The sequence below is a fragment of the Longimycelium tulufanense genome (assembly GCF_014645795.1).
Lineage (GTDB): Bacteria > Actinomycetota > Actinomycetes > Mycobacteriales > Pseudonocardiaceae > Longimycelium > Longimycelium tulufanense.
The window spans coordinates 293,738-314,318 of the sequence record NZ_BMMK01000003.1 but is presented as its reverse complement, the minus strand read 5'-3'; the positions used below and the strand labels follow the sequence as shown (position 1 = coordinate 314,318).

The following is a 20,581-nucleotide window of genomic DNA, read 5'->3' as shown; positions in this document are numbered from 1 at the left end:
GTCACAACCCGATCTTGGACACCCTTCGCCTGTCTCCAGGGACCACCCCGACTTCGGAATTACTCGTCTAGGCGGCGACGCCAGCTCGCCCCCGCTCCGGCCCGCCGCCACGGCAGTGGTGGGCCTCGGACCGCCTCCACACCTGATCAACCAGCTCAAGGCGGGCGAGGCGGTGCCCGACTCCCGCGGGCACGTGCCGATGCGGTGGGCGGGGGAGGTGGTCACCACACCGGACGGCACGCAGCGGCTCGTCGTCGCCGGGACGGAGGCATTCGGGGACGTGGGCCCCGGCATCGCCGGCCTCTGGCTCGGTGTCCTGGTCGGCACCGTCGTCGTCGGGATCACGATCTGGTTCGCCACCGGCCGCGCGCTGCGTCCGGTCGCCCGGATGCGCACGGCCGCGACCGACCTGCCGGAGGGAGAACGGCTTCCGCCGCCCGCGACCCGCGACGAGATCCGTGCGCTGGCCGAGGCGCTGAACGCGATGCCCGCCGCCCGGTGGGTCGACCCCGACGTGCTCAACCACTGACGAACGCCCGCAAGCCGTGGGAGGCCGCGCACGGGCTGGTGCACGTTGAGCGGCTACGGCGTCTTCCCGACGCTCTCGAAGTCTTCGTCCGGGCACACCGCACGCTCGACATCGACACCTGGCACGACTGCTCGAGCCACCTATGATCCCCCGCCCGTTGCCCGGCCGCTTCGCGTCACTCTGCGCCGGAGGCTTCACCATCACGGCCACGCCGACGTGATGCTGGTGAAACTACCTGCGAGGATGGACAGCCGTGCCGATCCTGCGCAGCACCTTCTCCACCCCCGCCCCGCCACGAGCCGTGGCTGGCGCATTGCTCGACGCCGAGCTGGCACGCCGCGTCGCGGCGCTCGTCGCCGACATGACGGTGCCGACGGAAGCGAACGGCTTCCTCGCCTCCGGCGACGAGGTCGACTTCGCCATCCGGCTGTTGCCTGGAATCCGGCTGCGCACCCGCGTCCTGCGCATCGGCACCGACGGCATGAGCACCACGCTCGTCGCCGGCCCGCTGCCGCGCCTGCGGCACAAGGTCGAGATCACCGAGACCGCGCACGGCAGCCGGGTGGACGAGAGCCTGGAATGGGTCTCACCGCTGGGATTGCTCGGCTGGTTGATCGACTCCGTGGCCGCGCGCCGGCTCGCGTCCCGGGTGCTCCGGGAACGCGTGCGCGCCTTGCGGGCCCGGTCGGAGGAGCTGGCCGCCGCGCCCGTCGTGGTGGGCGCGGCACTGGTGCGGGACCGCGAGTTGCTTGCGCAGCAACGGTCCTACCCGGCCGAGCACGCCGGGCAATGGGAACTACCCGGCGGCAGGGTCGAGCCAGGGGAGACCGACAAGGCCGCGCTGGTGCGGGAATGCCGGGAGGAACTCGGTGTCGAGATCGTCGCCGGCGAGCAGATCGGCCCGGATATCCCGCTACACAACGGCATGGTACTGCGCGTCCTCTCCGCCACCCTCGCCGATCCGAACGCGGAGCCGGTCGCCCACGACCACCACGCGGTGCGCTGGCTACGCGCTCCCGACCTCGGCACCGTCCCGTGGCTACCCGCCGACCGCGTCCTCGTCCACGACCTACGTCAACTGCTCACCCGGCAACGATCCGCGTAGCAAACCGGCCCACACCAAGCACAAGCAACAGCCAGAAGGCTCGGTGCGGGCCGGGAAGGACTCGGGACACCACCGTCAGCAACAGATGAGCCGGACCGGCCTCACCGGCATCCCCAGTCTCAGCGCAGACCAGCGACCTCGAGCGCGGCGTCGAGCCGGGACCGGGCGTGCGTGCGCGCCCGCTCCGCCCCGAGCTTGCGAACCCGGTCCAGCTCGGCCGGGTCGGCCAGCAACTCCGCGGCCCGTTCCCGCACCGGGCGCAGGGTTTCCACGACGGCGTCCGCCACCGACTCCTTGAGCTCGGCGTAGGAGGAGATCGTGCCGGCGAGCGTGTAGGGGCTGGTGCCCGTGCACGCGGCCAGGATCTCCAGCAGGTTGGCCACCCCGGGCTGCTCGTCCGGTGCGTAGCGCACCGCCGCCCGGTCGTCCGTCACAGCACGCCGGATCTTGCGTCGCACGATGTCCGGCGGATCGAGCACATACACCACGCCGGGCGAATCACCCGCCGACTTCCCCATCTTTCGCGTCGGGTCGGAAAGATCGCGCACCCGAGCCGCCACGGTGGGCAGCACCGCACGCGGGAGCGTGAAGACCTCGCCATAGGAGTGGTTGAAACGCTTCGCCAGGGTGCGTGCCAGCTCCAGGTGTTGTGACTGGTCCTCGCCCACGGGCACCTCGTCCGTGCCATGCAGCAGGATGTCGGCGGCCATCAGCACCGGGTAGGTGAGCAACCCGAGTCGTACCGATGTTTGCCCAGCGCCCTTCTCCCTGAACTGGATCATGCGGATGGCCTCGCCATACGTACAGGTGCACTCCAGCAGCCAGGTCAGCGCGCCGTGCATGTCGACCAGGTCGGACTGCACGTAGACGCAGGCGACCTCCGGGTCCACGCCCGCGGCCACCAGGATGGCGAGCTGCTCCCTGGTGAGTGCGCGTAGTCGGCCGGGATTGTGCGGGACGGTCATGGCGTGCAGGTCGCAGATGAAGAACACGTCGTTTGGACCGTGCTCGTCAGCCCACCGCCGGATCGCCCCGAGATAGTTGCCGAGCTGCACGTGCCCGCTGGGCTTGACCGCCGAGAGCCGGGTCATCCGGTGTCTCCTTCCCCGTCACCCGCCGGGGAAGGCCCTGGTCACCAGAAGGCCGCCGCGACGGGCGACCTCCGGTTCCGATATGAGCGCGTCAACGCCGGGCCGCCGTCAGGCGGCCCACCAGGTGCGAAGTAGCGACGCGACACGCATGACGGGGAGCATACCGTCCCTCGGCAGAGAGCGGTCCAGCGCACTACCCTCGATCCGTGTACGTCGTGCTGCTGGACTACGCCGCACCGCTGGATCAGATCGACACGTACCTGCCGGACCACGCGGAATGGCTGGCCGTGCACTACGCGGAGGGCCACTTCCTGGCGTCGGGCCGTCGCCAGCCCCGCACCGGTGGCGTGATCATCGCGCGGGCGATGCCGCGCGGGCAGCTCGACGCCATCCTGGCCTCCGATCCGTTCGTGGTTCGTCGTCTCGTCCGGTACGAGGTGATCGAGTTCTCCGCGACCCGCACCGCCCCCGCGCTCGCCGCCTACGCCGACCCGGCGGAATGACCGAATGGTCCGGAATTCGGGTCACTGTTGCATCAATAACACGTCGAGTTTCCGTATACCCGTGATTCTGGGGTCGGGTGGGTCTAGCGTTTTTGGTATGTACATCGCGCTGCTGAAGCTCACCGCAACGGTGGAAGAAGTCGACCTGGTGCTTCCCGACCACGCCGAATGGCTCGCCGCCGAACACGAGCGGGGGCGGTTTCTGGCCTCCGGTCGGGTGCACCGCGACGCCGCCCGGGTGATCCTCATCGCCGGCATGCCGCGGGGTCGGGTGGACGCCCTGCTCGCCACGGACCCGTTGGTGGTCAAGCGGTTGGCTCGGTACGAGGTGATCCAGTTCGACGCGACCCGCACCGCCCCGGGGATGCTCGCGCTCAACGAGGCCGTCGCCAGCTAGCCCACCGCGTCGCCCGGTCGCTCCCGGCACGCGCGAGATCCCCTCTCGTGTGTTGTTCGCGCAATTCGTGACAGGTCGTCGTCGACGTACTTGAACTTCTCTTTGTCGATTTCTGGGAAATACCGTACCTGTGGGAATGCGCTACAACCGACGGGTGAGGGCGGAGGTCACCGGAATGGTCGTGGGATGATCCGGTCAGGCGGCCTTCCTCTTCGCTTCCTTCGCCCTTTCCTTGGCCCGCAGCTCCAACAGCCGGACCACCGGACACTTCTTGCAGCGCGGCTTGGACCTGCAACACTTCCTGGCCTTGCGCTTGAGCTTCTCGAGCTTCTTCGCCCTGTCCTTGTCCTTGCCCACGTCTGCTCCCACGGTTCCGGTCGGCTGGTAACCGTAAGGTAAGGCTAACCTGATCGGCATGTGTGCCCGGTCACCCGGGTGGGCGGGATAACCTGGTCGCCGGTCGCGTGTGCGCCCTGCCGGCGACCACCATCCCCGTTCCGACTCCGTCAGGAGCACGCGCGTGCCCACCAGCACCGAGCCCAGCGTCCAGGCCCGCGTCGACCTGCGCAACGTCGCCATCGTCGCGCACGTCGACCATGGCAAGACCACCCTGGTCGACGCCATGCTGCGGCAGTCCGGCGCCTTCGCGGCCCGGGCCGAGCCGGTCGACCGGGTGCTCGACTCCGGCGAGCTGGAGCGGGAGAAGGGCATCACGATCCTGGCCAAGAACACCGCCGTTCGGCGGCAGGTGCCCGACGCCCCCGGCGGCAGCGTGACGATCAACGTCGTGGACACCCCCGGCCACGCCGACTTCGGTGGCGAGGTCGAGCGGGGGCTGGCCATGGTCGACGGCGTCCTACTGCTGGTCGACGCCAGCGAGGGCCCGCTGCCGCAGACCCGGTTCGTGCTGCGCAAGACGCTGGCCGCGGGGCTACCCGTCGTGCTCGTGGTGAACAAGGTCGACCGCTCCGACGCCCGGATCTCCGAGGTGGTGGAGGAAACCCACGACCTGCTGCTGGACCTGGCCACCGACGTCGGCGCCGACGACTCCGTGCTCGACCTGCCGGTCGTCTACGCCTCGGCCGTGACCGGCCGGGCCTCGCTGACCCAGCCGGCAGACGGCGAGCTGCCCGACAGCGAGAACCTCGACCCGCTCTTCGACGTGCTGCTCAGCCACGTGCCGGCCCCGGCCGTGGACCCGGACGCGCCGTTGCAGGCCCTGGTCACCAACCTCGACTCCTCCAGCTTCCTCGGCCGGATCGCGCTCTGCCGCATCCACGCCGGCCGGCTGCGCAAGGGCCAGACCGTGGCGTGGTGCCGTGCCGATGGTGCGGGCGGCACCACCGTCGAGCGGGCCCGGGTCACCGAGCTGCTGGTCACCCAGGCGCTGGAGCGGGTGCCCACCGAGGAGGCCGCGGCCGGTGACCTGGTCGCGATCGCCGGGATCCCGGACATCACCATCGGCGACACGCTGGCCGACCCGGAGGACCCCACCCCGCTGCCCCGGATCACCGTGGACGAGCCGGCCATCTCGATGACCATCGGGGTGAACAACTCGCCGCTGTCCGGCCGTGGCGGCGGCACCAGGCTCACCGCCCGGCTGGTGAAGAACCGCCTGGACGCCGAGCTCGTCGGCAACGTGAGCGTGCGCGTTCTGCCCACCGACAAGCCGGACATGTGGGAGGTCCAGGGCCGCGGCGAACTGGCGCTGGCCGTGCTGGTGGAGACCATGCGGCGGGAGGGCTTCGAGCTCACCGTCGGCAAGCCGCAGGTCGTCACCAGGACCATCGACGGCAGGGTGCACGAGCCCTACGAGCACCTGACCGTGGACGTGCCCGAGGAGTACCTGGGCGCGGTGACCCAGCTCCTGGCCAACCGCAAGGGTCGGATGGAGACCATGGGCGGGCACGGCACCGGCCGGATCCGGCTGGAGTTCAGCGTGCCCGCGCGCGGCCTGATCGGGTTCCGCACCGAGTTCCTCACCGAGACCAGGGGTACCGGCATCGCCCACCACGTCTTCGAGGGTTACCGGCCGTGGGCGGGCGAGCTGCGCACCCGGCACAGGGGCTCGCTGGTCGCCGACCGCGCCGGCGCCGTCACCTCGTACGCGATGCTGCAGCTCGCCGACCGCGGCACGTTCTTCGTGGAGCCGGGCGCCGAGGTGTACGAGGGCATGGTCGTGGGGGAGAACCCGCGTGCCGAGGACCTCGACGTCAACGTCTGCCGCGAGAAGAAGCTGACCAACATGCGTTCCTCGACCGCGGACGAGCTGGAGCGGCTGGCCCGGCCCCGCGCGCTGAGCCTGGAGGAGGCGCTGGAGTTCTGCGCCGGTGACGAGTGCGTGGAGGTCGCGCCGAGCGTGGTGCGGGTGCGCAAGGTGGTGCTGGACGCCGCCAACCGCAAGCGGGAGCAGGCCCGCGCCAAGGCCCGTGACCGCGCCCAGGTGTGACCCAGGTGTGACGCATCGGACGCGTCGCCGGCCCATGGCAAGCGCTTTCCGCCGGCCTGTGGATAACGCCGCCGGCCTGTGGATGGCGAGTTTGGCCGGACCCCGCGCGCCGATAGGCTTGGCCTGGGGCCGCACCCCCCGGAGAGGGCGGGGGCTGCGCTGGGGGCGGCCCAGGGGTTTTCCGCGGTATGCGGTGAGGTTCTGCGCGTCGGGCAACGCGACGCACGGTTCGTACGTCTCTGGAAGCGAGCGGTTCCGTGTCGGTGAACCGGATCCTGGCGCCGGTGGCGTGGCCGATGACGCCGATGACGGAGCTGAGGGCGTGGTTCGCGGCGAAGCCGATCGGCGGCCGGCGGTGAGGTCGATGGGAGTCGAAGGAAGCAGGTGGAAGCCGAGGGCAGGCCGATGACACTGCCCTCCACCGCATCTGGCAACCTCGACCCCGGATCATTCCGGTGCGCGGCAGGGGATCGCGTCGACGCGCCGCCCGCCCGGTCGCAAGGGGCGCTGGCGCCATGGTGGGCGCCTGCCCACGGTGAGGGGAGGTCGTCCGCGTGGGCTCCGCCCGACGAGGAACGCCGCGGCTGATGCGCCGTGGCGCGGTCGTGCTCGCGGCGGTCGCCGGTATGGCCGGCTGCACGAACTCCCCGCCACCACCGCTGGTGACCTCACCGGTCGCGGAGACCTCGCCCACCCGGCAACCGAACCTCAACGAGGTCGTGGTGGGCGTGGACACCGTGGCGGGCGGGCTCAACCCGCACGCCCTGTCCGACCAGAACCAGACCAGCTGGGCGTTGGCCTCGGTGCTGCTGCCCTCGCCGTTCCGTCCCGGCCCGGACGGCAGCCCGCAGCTGGACCGCACGCTCATGGCCTCGGCCGAGGTCACCCGCAGCGAGCCGTTCACCGTCACCTACACCATCCGGCAACAGGCCGCCTGGTCCGACGGCGCGCCCATCGCCGCCGAGGACTTCGTCTACCTGTGGGAGCGGATGCGGTCCGAGCCCGGGGTGGTCGACCCGGCCGGCTACCGCCTGATCAGCAAGGTCAACTCGCGGGAGGGTGGCAAGACCGTCGAGGTCGTCTTCGACAAGCCCTACCCGGGCTGGCGCTCGCTGTTCGACAACCTGCTCCCCGCGCACCTGCTCAAGGACGCACCCGGCGGCTGGGCCCGCGCGTTGAAGGACGGCTACCCGGTCTACGGCGGGCCGTTCGCCGTCCGGTCGTTGGACCGGGACCGCGGCGAGATCGTGTTGGAGCGCAACGACCGGTACTGGGAGAAACCGGCCGTCCTGGAACGCATCGTGCTGCGCGCCGCCGACCACGGTGGGCTCGCCCGGGCGGTGGGCAGCGGGGACGACCAGGCCGCGGTGGTGCAGGCAGATGCGGTGGCCATGCGCATGCTGCGCGAGCTGGGCGAGAACATCCAGCTGCACGAGGTTCCCCGGCCGACCGTCGTGCAGTTGCTGCTGCGGCCGAGCAGTTCCCGCCTGGCCGATCCGAAGGTGCGGTCGGCGGTGGCGGCCGCGCTGGACCGACCCGCGTTGATCGCCGCGGGCACCGGCAACGGCCCCTCGGCGAAGCTGGTCGCCGACGCGCAGGTCCTCGCGCCCTCGCAGCCCGGCTACCAGCCGACCGCCCCTGCCGGCGCGCCCGCCAAACCGAACCCGAAGGCCACCGAGCAACTGCTCACCGAGGCCGGCTACACCAGGGACGCGGCCGGCTGGACCAAGGACGGCCAAGCGTTGAGCCTGGTCATCGCCGCCCCGGGCAAACAGGAGCCCTACCACACCCTGGCGACGCTGCTGCAACGCCAGCTCTCCGCGGCCGGCATCACCACCAACGTCATCACGCCGGACGCCACCCGGTTCTACGACATGCTCACCAAGCCCTCGCCCGACGGCGAGGGCAACGGTGTCGACATCGCGGTCGTGGCCCGTCCCGTCGACGCCGATGGCGCGAGCTCGCTGGCCTCGACGTTCGGCTGCCGGGCGACGCTGCCCGGCGGCGGGGGACAGGCGCCGCCCAACCCGGCCGGGTTCTGCGACCCCGAGCTGCAGCCGACGATCGAACAGGCCCTGACCGGCCAGCTCCCGCTCCCCGAGGCGCTGGGCCGGGTGGAGTCGGCGCTGTGGCGGCAGGCCGTGGCCCTCCCGCTGTTCCAGCTGTCCGACGTGCTCGTGAGCCGTCCGGAGGTCACCGGCGTGCAGCCGGGGCCACCCCTGGTCTCCCCCTTCACGGACGCCGCCCAGTGGCGCCGCGATGCCCGTTAGTGCAGGTAGTGCACCTTTTTCGGACGTTCGAAAAACGAACGTGTTCGTTCGGTGCTCGTGCGATTGCAATGGGCTACCGCTGGGTTACCCTTTGGTCACGATCATGGAAGCGGTCGTGACCTGGGCCATCCGTGCTTCCTAGCGTCCCTCCGACGGCGCGTGGGTCGAGGTTGGACGCGCCGAAGACGTGATTGCGGGCGAGCGGCGGCCGGACCGGCCGCGCAGCCCCGTGCGAGGAGGGCACGTGTCGATGAGGAGAGCGAGGTTCGTCTCCGCCGTCGCGTTGTTGTCGGGCGCAGCCCTGGTGCTGTCCGCCTGCGGCGGTGGGGGCGGCACCGGGGGCGACAGCGACGTCGCCGCGATGGCGGTGGCCAAGGGGCAGCACGACGGGAACTACACCGCGCCCGAGGTGTCCGACGCGGGAGCCATCTCGGTCTCCACGGACAAGCCCTTCACCGCCTACAACAACCAGACCACCGACGCCAACAGCTCCTACAACAACTTCGCGCTGGTCCAGGTGCAGATCGGTGCGTTCACGCTGAACGGGAACAACAAGGTCCTGCTCAACAAGGACGTGATGGACTCGGTCGAGGAGACCTCGACCGACCCGCAGACCGTCACCTACAAGATCAAGAAGGGCGTCACCTGGTCCGACGGCGAGCCGTGGGACTGTGACGACTTCTACCTGACCTGGCTGGCCCAGAGCGGCAAGGCCAAGAAGCCGGACGGCGGCACCGCGTTCCTGGCCGCCGGCACCTCCGGGTACGACCTGATCGAGTCGGTGGAGTGCCCGGACCCGCAGACGGTCGTCACCAAGTACAGCTCGCCCTACCCGGACTGGAAGGGCCTGTTCAACAACGGTTCCATCACCCCGGCGCACATCCTGGAACAGCAGACCGGGATCGCCGACATCACCCAGCTCAAGCCCGACGGTGACCCGGCCGAGCTCGCCAGGGCGGGCGAGTTCTGGAACACCGGGTGGCGGGGCTTCAAGAAGGACGTCATGCCGGCCTCCGGGCCGTACATGATCACCGACTGGCAGCAGAACGTGTCGGTGACCCTGGAACGCAACCCGAAGTGGGCCGGTGCCAAGGCCGGCCCGTCCAGGATCACCCTGAAGGCCATTCCCGACTCGGTCGCCCAGGCCCAGGCCCTGGAGAACAACGAGAACCAGGTGATGTCGGCGGCCCAGCCCGACATCAACGCCGCCGACCGCCTGCGCGGGCTGTCGGCCCAGGGCGTGACCTACGGGGCCGCGCCGGGGCTCGCCTTCGAGCACCTGGACCTCAACTTCGCCCGGCCGCTGCTCGCGCAGGAGGCCGTGCGCAAGGCGTTCTTCCAGTGCGTCAACCGCGAGGAGATCGCCAACAAGCTGATCGGCAGCGTGGAGCCGGACATCAAGCCGCTGAACAGCCTGCTCTTCTTCCCGCAGGACGACGGTTACCAGGACGTCTACAGCGACAAGACCAAGGGCGGTGCCGAGGCGGCGAAGAAGACGCTGCAGGAGGCCGGCTGGCAGCAGGGCTCCGACGGGGTGTTCGTCAAGGACGGGCAACGGCTGAGGCTGTCCATCAGCCACACCGACATCCCGCGCCGCAAGCAGACCGTCGAGCTGATCCAGGGCCAGTGCAAGGACGCCGGTATCGAGGTCGAGGACAACACCGACGCGAACTTCCTGTCCGGCCGGGTGGACAAGGGTGACTACGACATCGCCCTGTTCGCCTGGTCCGGTGGACCGTTCAAGGCGGACAAGAAGCCGATCTACATCTCCGGCGGCTCGCAGAACTGGCAGAAGCTCAGCAGCCCGAAGGCGGACGAGGCGCTGGAGAAGGCGGTCACCCAGACCAGCCAGGAGGCGGCCATCCCGTACTACCAGGAGGCGGACAAGGCACTCGCCGAGACCTACGGGTCGCTGCCGCTGTTCCAGATGCCGAGCATGTGGGCGTTCCGGGACCTCGACAGGGTGTACTTCCAGAGCTACTACGGCACGCTCTGGAACGCCAACGAGTGGCAGAAGAAGACCTCGTAGTCGACCTGGCCGCCCGGTGCGGCTGACCCCACCGGGGAGGGGGCCGGACACCGTAGTTCGGTCCCCTCCCGCCGGTGCGTGCCCCCACCCGTGGGGAACCACCGGCCCGGTACCGGTCTCGCGCCGGCCTCAACCAGGCCGCCGGGCCCGACGAGGAGAGTCCCGTGATCCGCTACATCATCCGTCGCCTACTCATCTCCATACCGGTCCTGCTGGTCGGGACCTTCCTGTCCTACGTCATGGTCACCAGCCTCGGTGACCCGTTGTCCGAGCTGCGCGCCAAGCCCGGCGTCACCGAGGCCGACGTGCAGGCCGCCGCCCACGCGCTCGGCCTGGACAAGCCCGTACTGGTCCGCTACTGGGACTGGCTCACCGGGTTCGTGCAGGGTGACTGGGGCACCAGCGTCGCGCTGGGCACCGCCCGCGCCGATGTCTACACCATGGTCACCGACGCGCTGTGGGTCACCGTGCAACTGGTGATCGCCGCACAGGTACTCGCGATCATCCTGGGCGTGGCCGTGGGCGTGCTGGCCGCGGTTCGACAGTACTCGATCTTCGACTACACCGCGACCAGCCTGGCGTTCCTCATGTTCTCCATGCCGGTGTTCTGCGTGGCCATCCTGCTCAAGAGCTACGGCATCCAGCTCAACAACCTGCTGGTGTCGCTGGGCCTGGACCGTTGGCTCACCACGGCCGGCCCGCCGACCGGTGGCTACACCGGCGATCTCGGCGAGGTCGTCTTCTCCTACACCGGCACGTTCCTGTTGCCCACGATCAGCCTGATGCTGATCAGCTTCGCCGCCTACAGCCGGTTCCAGCGGGCCTCCATGCTGGAGACGCTGCACTCCGACTACGTGCGCACCGCGCGGGCCAAGGGCATCTCCCAGGCCCGGGTGATCTTCCGGCACGCGTTCCGCAACGCGCTGATCCCGGTGACCACGCTGGCCGCGCTGAGCTTCGGCACGCTGTTCACCGGGGCGGTGCTGACCGAGACGGTGTTCGGCTGGCACGGCATGGGCTCGCTGCTGGTCACCGCGGTCCGCCAGTTCGACCCCAACATCCTGATGGGATGGCTGGTCGTGGTGGCGATCGCCGTGGTCGTGTTCAACCTGATCGCCGACATCCTGTACGTCTTCCTGGACCCGAGGATCCGCCTTGGCTGACCTGACCGCTCCCACCACATCCGGCCCCCGGGCCGCCGGGGCGCACGAGTTCGACGCCACCAAGGCCCGCAGCCAGGGCGAGCTGGTGCTGCGCCGGTTCCTCCGGCACAAGCTGGCGATGACCAGCCTGGCCACGCTGGTCCTGCTCATCGTCATGGCCTACGTGGGCCCGGTGTTCTGGGCCTTCAGCTACGAGGACACCAGCAGCGGTTCCTACCTGGCGCCGAGCCCGGACCACCCGCTGGGCACCACGCAGGTGGGCAAGGACCTGCTCGCGCTGCTGATGCGGGGCACCCAGTACTCGATCCAGATCGGGCTGCTGGCCGCGTTGGCCGCGACCGTGCTCGGTGTCCTGCTCGGGGCGCTGTCCGGCTACCTGCGCGGGTTCGTGGACAGCCTCGTCAACCGGGTGGTCGACCTGCTGTTGATCCTGCCGCTGATCGGTGTCGCCGCCATCGTCATCCGCGCCATCTCCGGCGCCTGGTTCGTCGTCGCGCTCACCGTGGCGGCGTTCCTGTGGATGCAGATCGCCCGCATCACCCGCGGCGAGACGCTGTCGCTGTCCGAGCGGGAGTTCGTCGAGGCCGCACGCGCCTCGGGCGCCGGCACCTGGCGCATCATCCTCAAGCACCTGGTGCCGAACATGGTCGGCAGCATCACGGTGAACGCCACCCTGACGGTGGCCACCGCCGTGCTGACCGAGGCGGCGCTGTCCTTCCTCGGCCTGGGCGTGCAGATCCCGGACACCTCGCTGGGCGTGATCATCGGGGAGAACTACACGCAGGTGATGATGCGGCCCTGGCTGTTCTGGGCGCCGTTCCTGGTGCTGGTGCTGATCTCGCTGACGATCAACTTCATCGGGGACGGGCTGCGCGACGCGTTCGACCCGCGGCAGACGAAGGTGCGTGCGTGATGTCCGATGTGTTGAACGTCGAGAACCTCTCGGTGACGTTCCCGACCGACGACGGTGACGTGCGTGCCGTGCGCGACGTGTCGTTCCGGTTGGGCGCCGGCGAGGTGCTCGGTGTCGTCGGCGAGTCCGGCTCGGGCAAGTCGGTGTCCGCGATGGCGATCATGGGCCTGCTGCCCGGCAGCGCGCGGGTGACCGGGTCGATCCGGTTCCACGACGAGCAGCTGGTCGGCCGCACCTACAAGCAGATGCAACCGGTGCGGGGAAAGCAGATCTCGATGATCTTCCAGGACCCGATGACCTCGCTGAACCCGGTCTACACGGTGGGTTGGCAGCTCGCCGAGGCGTACCGGGCCCACCACGACGTGTCCAGGCGGGCCGCGCGGGCCAAGGCGGTCGAGGCGTTGCGGATGGTCGGCATCCCGCAACCGGACCGCCGGGTCGACCAGTACCCGCACGAGTTCTCCGGCGGAATGCGGCAGCGCGTGGTGATCGCCATGGCGATCATCAACGATCCGGAGCTGATCATCGCCGACGAGCCGACCACCGCGCTCGACGTCACGGTGCAGGCGCAGATCCTGGAGACCCTGCTCAAGATCAGGGACGAGACCAGGGCCGCGATCATGATGATCACCCACGACCTCGGCGTGGTCGCCGGGATGGTCGACCGGGTGCAGGTCATGTACGCCGGCACCGTGGTCGAGTCCGGTGGCGTGGAGGAGATCTTCGAGTCGCCGCGCATGCCCTACACCGTCGGGTTGCTGGGTTCGGTGCCGAACCCGGCGATGCTGGGCAAGCGGCTCACCCCGATCAAGGGCGCGCCGCCGTCCCTGGTCAACCTGCCCCACGGCTGCCCGTTCTCGCCGCGGTGCCCGCTGGCCATCGACGTGTGCCACCGGACCGAGCCACCGCTGGCGGACACCGACCTGCCCGGGCACCTGACCCGCTGTCACCGCTGGGAGCACCTGGCCTCCCTGGCGCAGCCGCAGGAGCTGTTCCTCGCCGAGGCCGGCACGGTGGAGAACCCGGCCGAACTGGCCAGGGCGTTGGGTGAGGAGTTCGCGGCGGCAGAGGACGTCGCGGCGGTGGAGACCCGGCTGCACGAGGAGGAGGGCTCGAGCTGATGAGCACCGAGACCATGACCAGCGGGCAGCCCGGGACCACCGGGACGTCGTCCCAGCCGCTGCTGCAGGTCCACGACCTGGTGAAGGAGTTCCCGGTGCGGGGTGGCGGGATCATCCCGCGCACCGTCGGGCAGGTGCAGGCCGTCTCCGGCGTCAGCTTCGACCTGGATGCCGGCCAGACCCTGGGCCTGGTGGGCGAGTCCGGCTGCGGCAAGTCCACCACCGGGCGCGCCATCCTCCAGCTGCACAGGCCCACCTCGGGCTCGGTGCGGTTCGGGGGACAGGAGTTGACGACGCTCAACACCAAGCAGCTCCGCCCGCTGCGACGGGACATGCAGATCGTGTTCCAGGACCCGTACGCGTCGTTGAACCCGCGTTGGCAGGTCAACGACATCATCGCCGAGCCGCTGCGGATCCACGGGGTCGGCGGGAACGGCGACACGCAACACCGGGTCAACGAGTTGATGGAGCTGGTGGGCCTCAACCCGGAGCACCGCAACCGGTACCCGCACGAGTTCTCCGGCGGCCAGCGGCAACGCATCGGCATCGCCCGCGCGCTGGCGCTGAACCCGAAGTTCGTCGTGCTCGACGAACCGGTGTCCGCATTGGACGTCTCCGTGCAGGCGGGCGTGGTGAACCTGCTCGAGGAGCTGCAGGAGCAGTTCGACCTCGCCTACCTCTTCGTGGCGCACGACCTGTCCGTGGTGCGCCACATCTCCGACCGGGTCGCGGTGATGTACCTGGGCAAGATCATGGAGATGGGCCCGCGGGAGGACATCTACCTGCGGCCGACCCACCCCTACACCCAGGCGTTGCTGTCGGCCGCGCCCGAGCCCGACCCGCGACGGGAGCGGCAGCGCCAGCGGATCGTGCTCACCGGGGACGTGCCCAGCCCGGTGGACCCGCCCTCGGGCTGCCGGTTCCGCACCCGTTGCTGGAAGGCGCAGGACATCTGTGCCATCGAGGAACCGAAGCTGGTGCACCGCACCGGCGGCACGTTGTCCGCGTGCCACTTCGCGGAGGTCCGCGAGCTCATGTGAGTGGCCGGCGCGGCGGGACACCTCCGCCGGGTCCTGCCGCGCCGCGTTCTTCGTTGCCACGTCACCGGTTCGGGTGCTCACCCTGCGCGAACCGGCCGATGCGCGTCGGCGTGTTGCTCTACCCTGATCCGGTGACGCTGACCGCCCCGCCCCGGCTGTTGCTGGTGCACGCCCACCCGGATGACGAAACCCTCACCACCGGCGGGACCATCGCCCGCTACGCCGCCCACGGCGTGCACGTGACCGTGGTCACCTGCACCCTCGGCGAGGAGGGCGAGGTCATCCCGGAGGGGCTGCGCGGGCTCGCCGTGGACGCCGCCGACCAGCTCGGCGGCTACCGGGTCGGCGAGCTGCGCTCGGCGTGCGCCGCGCTGGGCGTGGCCGACCACCGTTTCCTCGGCGGGCTCGGCCGCTGGCGGGACTCCGGCATGGCGGGCACCGGCGCGAACGCCCATCCGCGTGCCCTGGTCGCCGGTGACCTCGACGAACAGGTGGCGGCGCTGGAGACGATCGTGCGGGAGGTGCGTCCGCAGGTGGTGGTCACCTACGACGCCAACGGTGGCTACGGCCACCCCGACCACATCCGCGCCCACCAAATCACCACCGAGGTGGTGTCCCGGGTGCCCGACATCGACCGGTTCTTCCACACCGTGGCCAGCCAGGGCGCCGCCGCCACCGGGGTGCGGGCCCTGAGCGAACTTCCCGACCTGCCGTTCCGGCTGCCGGAGCCTGGTGAGCTGGCGGTCGTGCCGGACGAGATCATCACCACCGCGGTGGACGTGTCCGAACACCTGCCCGCCAAGCTCAGCGCCCTCCGCGCGCACGCCACCCAGGTGAGCGTGTGGCAGTCCGGCAACGGCAGCGACTCCTACGCCGCCTCCTACGCCCTGTCCAACGGCATCGCCCAACCCGTGCTCGGCCGCGAGTTCTACGTACTCGCCGCGGGCGAGGCGACCGGTGTGGAGACCGACCTATTCGGCGGCCTGTTCGACGGCCGGGACGCCGACGCACAGGGGACGCGGTGAGGGGAGCGGGCGACCGGCTGCTGCTCGGTGTGCTGGTGCTGGACGCCGTCCTGCTGGCCGCCGTGGAGCTGCTGTTCCTCCCGCTACGGGTGAAGGATCTCGGCCTGCACACCGCGCCGGGCTGGCTGCCCGACTCGGTGGTGACCTGGCCGGTCCCGCTGAGCCTGCTGCTGGCCCTGGTGGCCACGCCGTGGCTGGTCCGTTCGGCCGGAGAACTCTCCCCCCGGGTGGCGGTGGCCGCGGCCCCGCTGTTGGCGTGGCTGCTCGCCCTCGCCATCCTGGGGCTGGCCGGTCCGGGCGGTGACCGCCTGCTGACCAACGACTGGCGCAGCCTCGCGCTGTTCGCGGTGGGTGCGGTGACGGCCGCGGTCGCCCTCGGCCGGGTGCTCGGGCGCCCGCCCGACGCACAGCCGCCATGGGGGTGAGACATTGGCCGAGGCAATAACCGATCGGCACGTTGTCACCGCCCTGCGGCCGTTCGTTCGCGCGACCGGGCCGGTGCTGGACGCGGTGCGCGAGGCCCGGCTGCCGGGGCTGCGGGACTCCGCACCCGGGCGGGCGGCGGACCCGGCGCGGACGGTGGCGCGCAGGTTCCTGGACCGGGTCGCGGCGATCCGCGTCCCGGGAACCGCCGGGTGGGCCGCGATGACCGTGGCGCAACGCGACCGGTGGTGGCTGCACCGGGTGGGCCGGGCGACCGCGCTGGTCGCGGCGGTGCCCGGGTTGGGCGGTGCGTTGTCCGCCTGGCTCCCGGTCCGCGATGCCGCCGGCGCGGCGGGACAGGGGCTGGTGCTGTGCGCGATCGCCGGTGAGCACGGGCTGCCGTTACCCGACCGGGTGCGGCTGCTCGCCGCCGTGCTCTTCGAACGCGATATTGATCCACAGCTCGCGGCCGGCCCGCGGGGCGCCGCCGGGACCGCGGGAGACCGGTCGGGCGTGGCGGAGGGCAGAGCCGAGGAGGAGCGGCGGACGGCCCGGCTGACCGCGGATCTCGCCGCCACCCGCAGGCGTGGCGCGCGGGCGGGTGTCGCGGTGATCGGCGGGGCGGTGTGGAAGCTCGGCCGTGGCTTCTGGGCGCTGGAGGACGAGTTGGGCAAGCGCCCCCAGGGCCGGCTCCTCTACCAGGCGATCAGCATGATCCCGCTGGTCGGCTTCCTCGGCGCCTATCTCGCCGAGCGCTCCGCGATGCGGCGCGCGGTCAAGCTCGGCCGGAAGTGGATCGAGCGACACGGGGCCGAGGCACGCTGAGCACCAGACGTAGCATCGAAGGCGATATCCACCGGCACTGGCGGTTCGTCGAGGAACCCATCTGTCGCTCAGCAGGAGGAAACCGCATGGGCGAGGCCCTGACCGAGCCCGACCCCTGGTGGTCCTACAAGCCCCCCGGGGAGTGGACCTTCGAGGATCTGCACGTGATCCCGTACCACCACATCGACCTCATCGACGGAGTTCCGCACGTGATGGTCACCAGCCCCTACCACGACCGCGTGGTAGACCGGCTCCTGCGCATCCTGGAGGACCTCGCCCCGGCCGACGCGGTGGTGATGCGGGAGAAGTCGGTGCGGATGCGCCGCAACTCCGGCCGCAACCGGCCCGAGCCCGATGTTCTGATCATCAACGCCGACGCCTTCAGCCTGCGGCGCAGCGTCTACGATCCGACCGACGTGCTGCTCGCCGTCGAGGTGGTCTCGCCGGAGTCCACCGAACGGGACCGGGTCATCAAGCCGGCCCTCTACGCCGACTCCGGCATCCCGCACCTGTGGCGGATCGAGGAGAGCCCCGACGAGCGCCCGGTGGTCTACGCCTACGAGCTCGTCGAGGGAAGCTATGGCAACGAGCGCGTGTTCGCCGACCGGGTCGAGGTCAACGCGCCGTTCCGGATCGGCTTCGACATCACGGCCATCACCCCGTGACCGGACACACCTCCCGCTGGGCGGCCAGCCCCGGGACGCGCAAGCGGCCTCGGGGCCGACCAGGGCCGGCCAGGCGCCCGCACACACCACTTCGAGCTGCTCCGCGGGGGTCACGGCACCCGATCCTGTCTTCATTCTTCCGGGTGAACGGGGCTTTTCCCGTGAATTGGGACACCGCTTTCGGTACCCCCATAGGCAGGAGGGATACTGTCGCCAGCCATGGCAGTCGAGTAGGGCTGCCAGCGGTGACCGGATGAGGGAGCAGGAGACCCGCCGTGACCTACGTGATCGCCGAGCCCTGCGTCGACGTGCTCGACAAGGCGTGCATCGAGGAGTGCCCCGTCGACTGCATCTACGAGGGTGACCGGATGCTCTACATCCACCCAGACGAGTGCGTCGACTGCGGTGCCTGCGAGCCGGTGTGTCCGGTGGAGGCGATCTTCTACGAGGACGACGTGCCCGACGAGTGGCGTGAGTACACCAAGGCCAACGCCGACTTCTTCGAGGAGCTGGGCTCCCCGGGTGGCGCGTCCAAGGTCGGCAAGGTGAACGCCGACGCCCCGCTCGTGGCACAGCAGCCGAAGCGGGACGAGGCGGCGCACTAGTGACCCTGGAGGCCACGCGCCCCGGGCCGCGGCTGCCGGACTTCCCCTGGGACACGATCGCCACGCAGGCCGCGCACGCGCGCAGCCACCCGGACGGGGTGGTCGACCTGTCGGTGGGGACGCCGATCGACCCGGTACCCGAGGTGGTGCAGCGGGCGTTGGGCGACGTCTCGGACCAGCCCGGGTACCCGGCGACCCACGGCACGCCCGCGCTGCGGGTGGCCGCGGAGGGCGCGCTCGAGCGACGGTTCGGGGTGACCGGGCTCGACCCGGACGCGGTGCTGCCCACCATCGGCTCCAAGGAGCTGGTGGCGTGGCTGCCGACCCTGCTCGGCATCGGGCCCGGTGACGTGGTAGCCATCCCGGAACTGGCCTACCCCACCTACGAGGTGGGGGCGCAGTTGGCCGGCGCCGAGGTGGTGCGGCTGGCCGACGGCGCGGCGCCACCCGCGGGCACCAGGCTGGTCTGGCTGAACTCCCCGTCCAACCCGACCGGGCGAACCCTGTCCCCCGACGCGTTGGTCGCCGCGGTGGCGGCGGCGCGGGAGGCCGGTGCCGTGGTGGCCTCCGACGAGTGCTACCTGGCCCTGGGCTGGGAGGCCGAGCCGGTGTCGGTGCTGCACCCGAGCGTGCGCGGGGAGCGGCTCGACGGGCTGCTGGCGGTGCACTCGCTGTCGAAGTCGTCGAACCTGGCCGGCTACCGGGCGGGGTTCGTTACCGGGGATCCCCAGCTGGTCAGGGGCCTGCTGGAGGTCCGCAAGCACGCGGGCATGATCATGCCACGGCCGGTGCAGGCCGCGATGACGGCGGCGCTGCTCGACGACGAGCACGTGAGCGCGCAGAAGGCGCTGTACGGGCGGCGGCGGGCGCAGCTGAAGCGGGCGCTGCTGACCGCCGGGTTCCGGGTGGACCACTCGGAGGCCGGGCTCTACCTCTGGGTGAGCCGGGACGAGGACGCCTGGACGACCCTGGACTGGTTCGCCGACCGCGGGATCCTGGTCGCACCCGGCACGTTCTACGGCCCGGGCGGAGCGCAGCACGTCCGGATCAGCCTCACCGCACCTGACGAGCGCGTCACCGCCGCAGTCGCGCGCCTGAGCTGACCGGCCCCGCCCTGGTCCGTGCCCGCGCCCGGGGAACCGCACCTGCGCACTGCAATTGCGGTACGAAATGGAGTGTGCGGGTTGGTTCGCGCCTGAACACCCTGCGCGGCGACGGGGCACTGGAACCCCGCAGGCTGACAGTGCGGACTACAAGTGCGGTTCGCAAGCGCGATCAGTGGTCCCGTTGTCGACCGGTGGGAGTTCCGACCCGCGAACCTCCGTGGTTGTTGCAAGTTTGGACTGCGAGTGCAGTCGGCGAACCGGGTTTCGGCGAGGGATCGTTCCCACTCAGATCTTCCTCGCAATCTTCGCCAGGTTGTCCCAGCGCTTCCACCAGCCCGCGCGGCAGGCGGCCCGGCGCGTCCGTTCCCGCTCCACCAGTCGGCCCGCGGCGAAGGCGACCTGCTGGGGAGCATCGGACCGTCCGGACAGCAGTTCCCGCACCCGCTCCTCGGCCACGCAGGAGTCCTGGTGCTCGCCCAGCACGTCCTGCACCGCGACGGCGGCCTTCACCAGCCGCTTCGTCCGCACCACCGGGTCGGCCAGCTCCGCGGTATAGCGCAGGCGCTTCACCCGGATCCGCAACGCGTGCAGCTCGGCGTCGGGCGGCTGCGGCCCGGCCCGGCGCACGTCACGCCGCACCTTCCGGAACTCCGCCCGCACCAGCTCCCGCAGGTCCAGGTCCGTACGCTCGCCCGTCGGCACCTCATCGCCCGCCACCGCGGCGAGCCGGCGCAGCAGCGCCCCGTAACGCTCGTCGTCCAACACCCCGAGCATCTGTTCCCGGGCCCGCTCCCGTTCATCCACCAAGCCCTCCAGCAGGCGCTCCACGGCGGCCCGCTCGTCGGCGCCGAACTCCGCCGCCTCTTCCCGCAACCGCTCGATCAGCACGTCCAGGTCCCGCACCGGCCCCAGCGCGCGGCCGAGCCACCCCAACTCGGCCCGCAACTCGTCGGCCCACCCGCGGTCCAGGGCTGGCCGCGCCGCCCGCAGCACGGCCCGCATCCGGCGCACCGCCACCCGCATCTGGTGCAGGTCCTCCGGATCCTGACCGGACCGGGTGCCCGGCTCATGCGCCAGCAACGCCCGAAGCCGTTGGTCCAGTGCTGCCCGTACGTGCTCGAGCAGCCCCGCCTTCCGACGCACGCGCAGTGGCTGTTCGGGCAGGCCCAGCTCGGCCGGGCGCCACGCCCCGGCCGGCCGGCGGGGCGTCGGCGCCGTCCGCGTGGCTGTCCGCGCGGCGCGAGCTGGACTAGACATATGCCCACGGTAGGTCCGAACCAGCCGGGCGCCACCCGACCAACGAATGCAAAAAGGGCGCCCCA

At 70.8% G+C, this 20,581-nt stretch carries 20 protein-coding genes; 17 read left to right on the top strand and 3 right to left on the bottom strand.

Going from position 1 to position 20,581, the window contains the following annotated elements; genetic code table 11:
* Positions 1-529: HAMP domain-containing protein (locus IEY55_RS06150; protein WP_189054809.1), on the top strand; the 529-nt coding region annotated here is incomplete at its 5' end.
* A 253-nt stretch (positions 530-782) separates the two neighbouring features.
* Complete coding sequence (locus tag IEY55_RS06145; protein WP_229686094.1) at positions 783-1,634, top strand: NUDIX domain-containing protein; 852 nt, start codon at positions 783-785, stop codon at positions 1,632-1,634.
* Positions 1,635-1,753: 119 nt separating this feature from the next.
* Here the strand turns inward: IEY55_RS06145 and trpS are convergent, their stop codons facing one another.
* A complete protein-coding gene (trpS, locus tag IEY55_RS06140) occupies positions 1,754-2,725 on the bottom strand; it encodes a tryptophan--tRNA ligase (RefSeq protein ID WP_189054807.1) in 972 nt (323 codons plus the stop codon).
* Between the two features lie 206 nt (positions 2,726-2,931).
* Between trpS and IEY55_RS06135 the strand changes: the two genes are divergently transcribed.
* Together IEY55_RS06135 and IEY55_RS06130 are read left to right on the top strand one after the other, a co-directional pair.
* Positions 2,932-3,228 (top strand): YciI family protein, encoded by a 297-nt coding sequence (locus tag IEY55_RS06135; protein ID WP_189054805.1) that lies wholly within the window; start codon positions 2,932-2,934, stop codon positions 3,226-3,228.
* A gap of 97 nt (positions 3,229-3,325) precedes the next feature.
* On the top strand, positions 3,326-3,625 hold the full coding sequence (locus IEY55_RS06130; protein WP_189054803.1) for a YciI family protein: 300 nt from the start codon (positions 3,326-3,328) through the stop codon (positions 3,623-3,625).
* A gap of 195 nt (positions 3,626-3,820) precedes the next feature.
* Here IEY55_RS06130 and IEY55_RS06125 read toward each other — a convergent pair whose 3' ends face one another.
* On the bottom strand, positions 3,821-3,982 hold the full coding sequence (locus IEY55_RS06125) for a hypothetical protein (protein ID WP_189054801.1): 162 nt from the start codon (positions 3,980-3,982) through the stop codon (positions 3,821-3,823).
* Between the two features lie 163 nt (positions 3,983-4,145).
* On the opposite strand from IEY55_RS06125, the gene typA reads away from it, so the two are divergent.
* The 13 genes from typA to dapC all read left to right on the top strand — a co-directional run bounded on the left by typA (position 4,146) and on the right by dapC (position 19,256).
* Positions 4,146-6,074 carry a translational GTPase TypA gene (gene typA / locus IEY55_RS06120; RefSeq protein WP_189054799.1) on the top strand — a complete coding sequence of 643 codons (1,929 nt, stop codon included), beginning with the start codon at positions 4,146-4,148 and terminating at the stop codon, positions 6,072-6,074.
* A 554-nt stretch (positions 6,075-6,628) separates the two neighbouring features.
* On the top strand, positions 6,629-8,344 hold the full coding sequence (locus tag IEY55_RS06115; RefSeq protein ID WP_308424727.1) for an ABC transporter family substrate-binding protein: 1,716 nt from the start codon (positions 6,629-6,631) through the stop codon (positions 8,342-8,344).
* A gap of 250 nt (positions 8,345-8,594) precedes the next feature.
* Positions 8,595-10,373, top strand: coding sequence for an ABC transporter family substrate-binding protein (locus IEY55_RS06110; RefSeq protein WP_189054797.1), 1,779 nt, complete (start codon positions 8,595-8,597; stop codon positions 10,371-10,373).
* Positions 10,374-10,537: 164 nt separating this feature from the next.
* Positions 10,538-11,536, top strand: coding sequence for an ABC transporter permease (locus IEY55_RS06105; protein WP_229686093.1), 999 nt, complete (start codon positions 10,538-10,540; stop codon positions 11,534-11,536).
* Positions 11,529-12,449, top strand: a complete 921-nt coding sequence (locus IEY55_RS06100; protein WP_373289968.1) for an ABC transporter permease — start codon at positions 11,529-11,531, stop codon at positions 12,447-12,449. The genes IEY55_RS06105 and IEY55_RS06100 overlap by 8 nt, the downstream gene beginning before the upstream one ends.
* On the top strand, positions 12,449-13,570 hold the full coding sequence (locus IEY55_RS06095) for an ABC transporter ATP-binding protein (RefSeq protein ID WP_189054795.1): 1,122 nt from the start codon (positions 12,449-12,451) through the stop codon (positions 13,568-13,570). Before IEY55_RS06100 ends, IEY55_RS06095 begins: the two co-directional genes overlap by 1 nt.
* Complete coding sequence (locus tag IEY55_RS06090; protein ID WP_229686092.1) at positions 13,570-14,610, top strand: ABC transporter ATP-binding protein; 1,041 nt, start codon at positions 13,570-13,572, stop codon at positions 14,608-14,610. The genes IEY55_RS06095 and IEY55_RS06090 overlap by 1 nt, the downstream gene beginning before the upstream one ends.
* 131 nt (positions 14,611-14,741) lie before the next feature.
* Positions 14,742-15,635 carry an N-acetyl-1-D-myo-inositol-2-amino-2-deoxy-alpha-D-glucopyranoside deacetylase gene (mshB, locus tag IEY55_RS06085; RefSeq protein ID WP_189054793.1) on the top strand — a complete coding sequence of 298 codons (894 nt, stop codon included), beginning with the start codon at positions 14,742-14,744 and terminating at the stop codon, positions 15,633-15,635.
* Positions 15,632-16,060 carry a hypothetical protein gene (locus IEY55_RS06080; protein ID WP_189054791.1) on the top strand — a complete coding sequence of 143 codons (429 nt, stop codon included), beginning with the start codon at positions 15,632-15,634 and terminating at the stop codon, positions 16,058-16,060. Before mshB ends, IEY55_RS06080 begins: the two co-directional genes overlap by 4 nt.
* Before the next feature lie 4 nt (positions 16,061-16,064).
* Positions 16,065-16,883: a hypothetical protein gene (locus IEY55_RS06075; RefSeq protein WP_189054790.1), complete on the top strand. Its 819-nt coding sequence runs from the start codon at positions 16,065-16,067 to the stop codon at positions 16,881-16,883.
* Positions 16,884-16,969: 86 nt separating this feature from the next.
* A complete protein-coding gene (locus IEY55_RS06070; protein ID WP_189054788.1) occupies positions 16,970-17,548 on the top strand; it encodes a Uma2 family endonuclease in 579 nt (192 codons plus the stop codon).
* Between the two features lie 275 nt (positions 17,549-17,823).
* Positions 17,824-18,153 carry a ferredoxin gene (gene fdxA, locus IEY55_RS06065; RefSeq protein ID WP_189054786.1) on the top strand — a complete coding sequence of 110 codons (330 nt, stop codon included), beginning with the start codon at positions 17,824-17,826 and terminating at the stop codon, positions 18,151-18,153.
* A complete protein-coding gene (gene dapC, locus IEY55_RS06060; RefSeq protein ID WP_308424726.1) occupies positions 18,153-19,256 on the top strand; it encodes a succinyldiaminopimelate transaminase in 1,104 nt (367 codons plus the stop codon). The genes fdxA and dapC overlap by 1 nt, the downstream gene beginning before the upstream one ends.
* A 288-nt stretch (positions 19,257-19,544) precedes the next feature.
* On the opposite strand, the gene IEY55_RS06055 is transcribed toward dapC, so the two are convergent.
* Positions 19,545-20,516, bottom strand: a complete 972-nt coding sequence (locus IEY55_RS06055) for a CHAD domain-containing protein (RefSeq protein ID WP_189054784.1) — start codon at positions 20,514-20,516, stop codon at positions 19,545-19,547.
* Positions 20,517-20,581 lie beyond the last annotated feature (65 nt).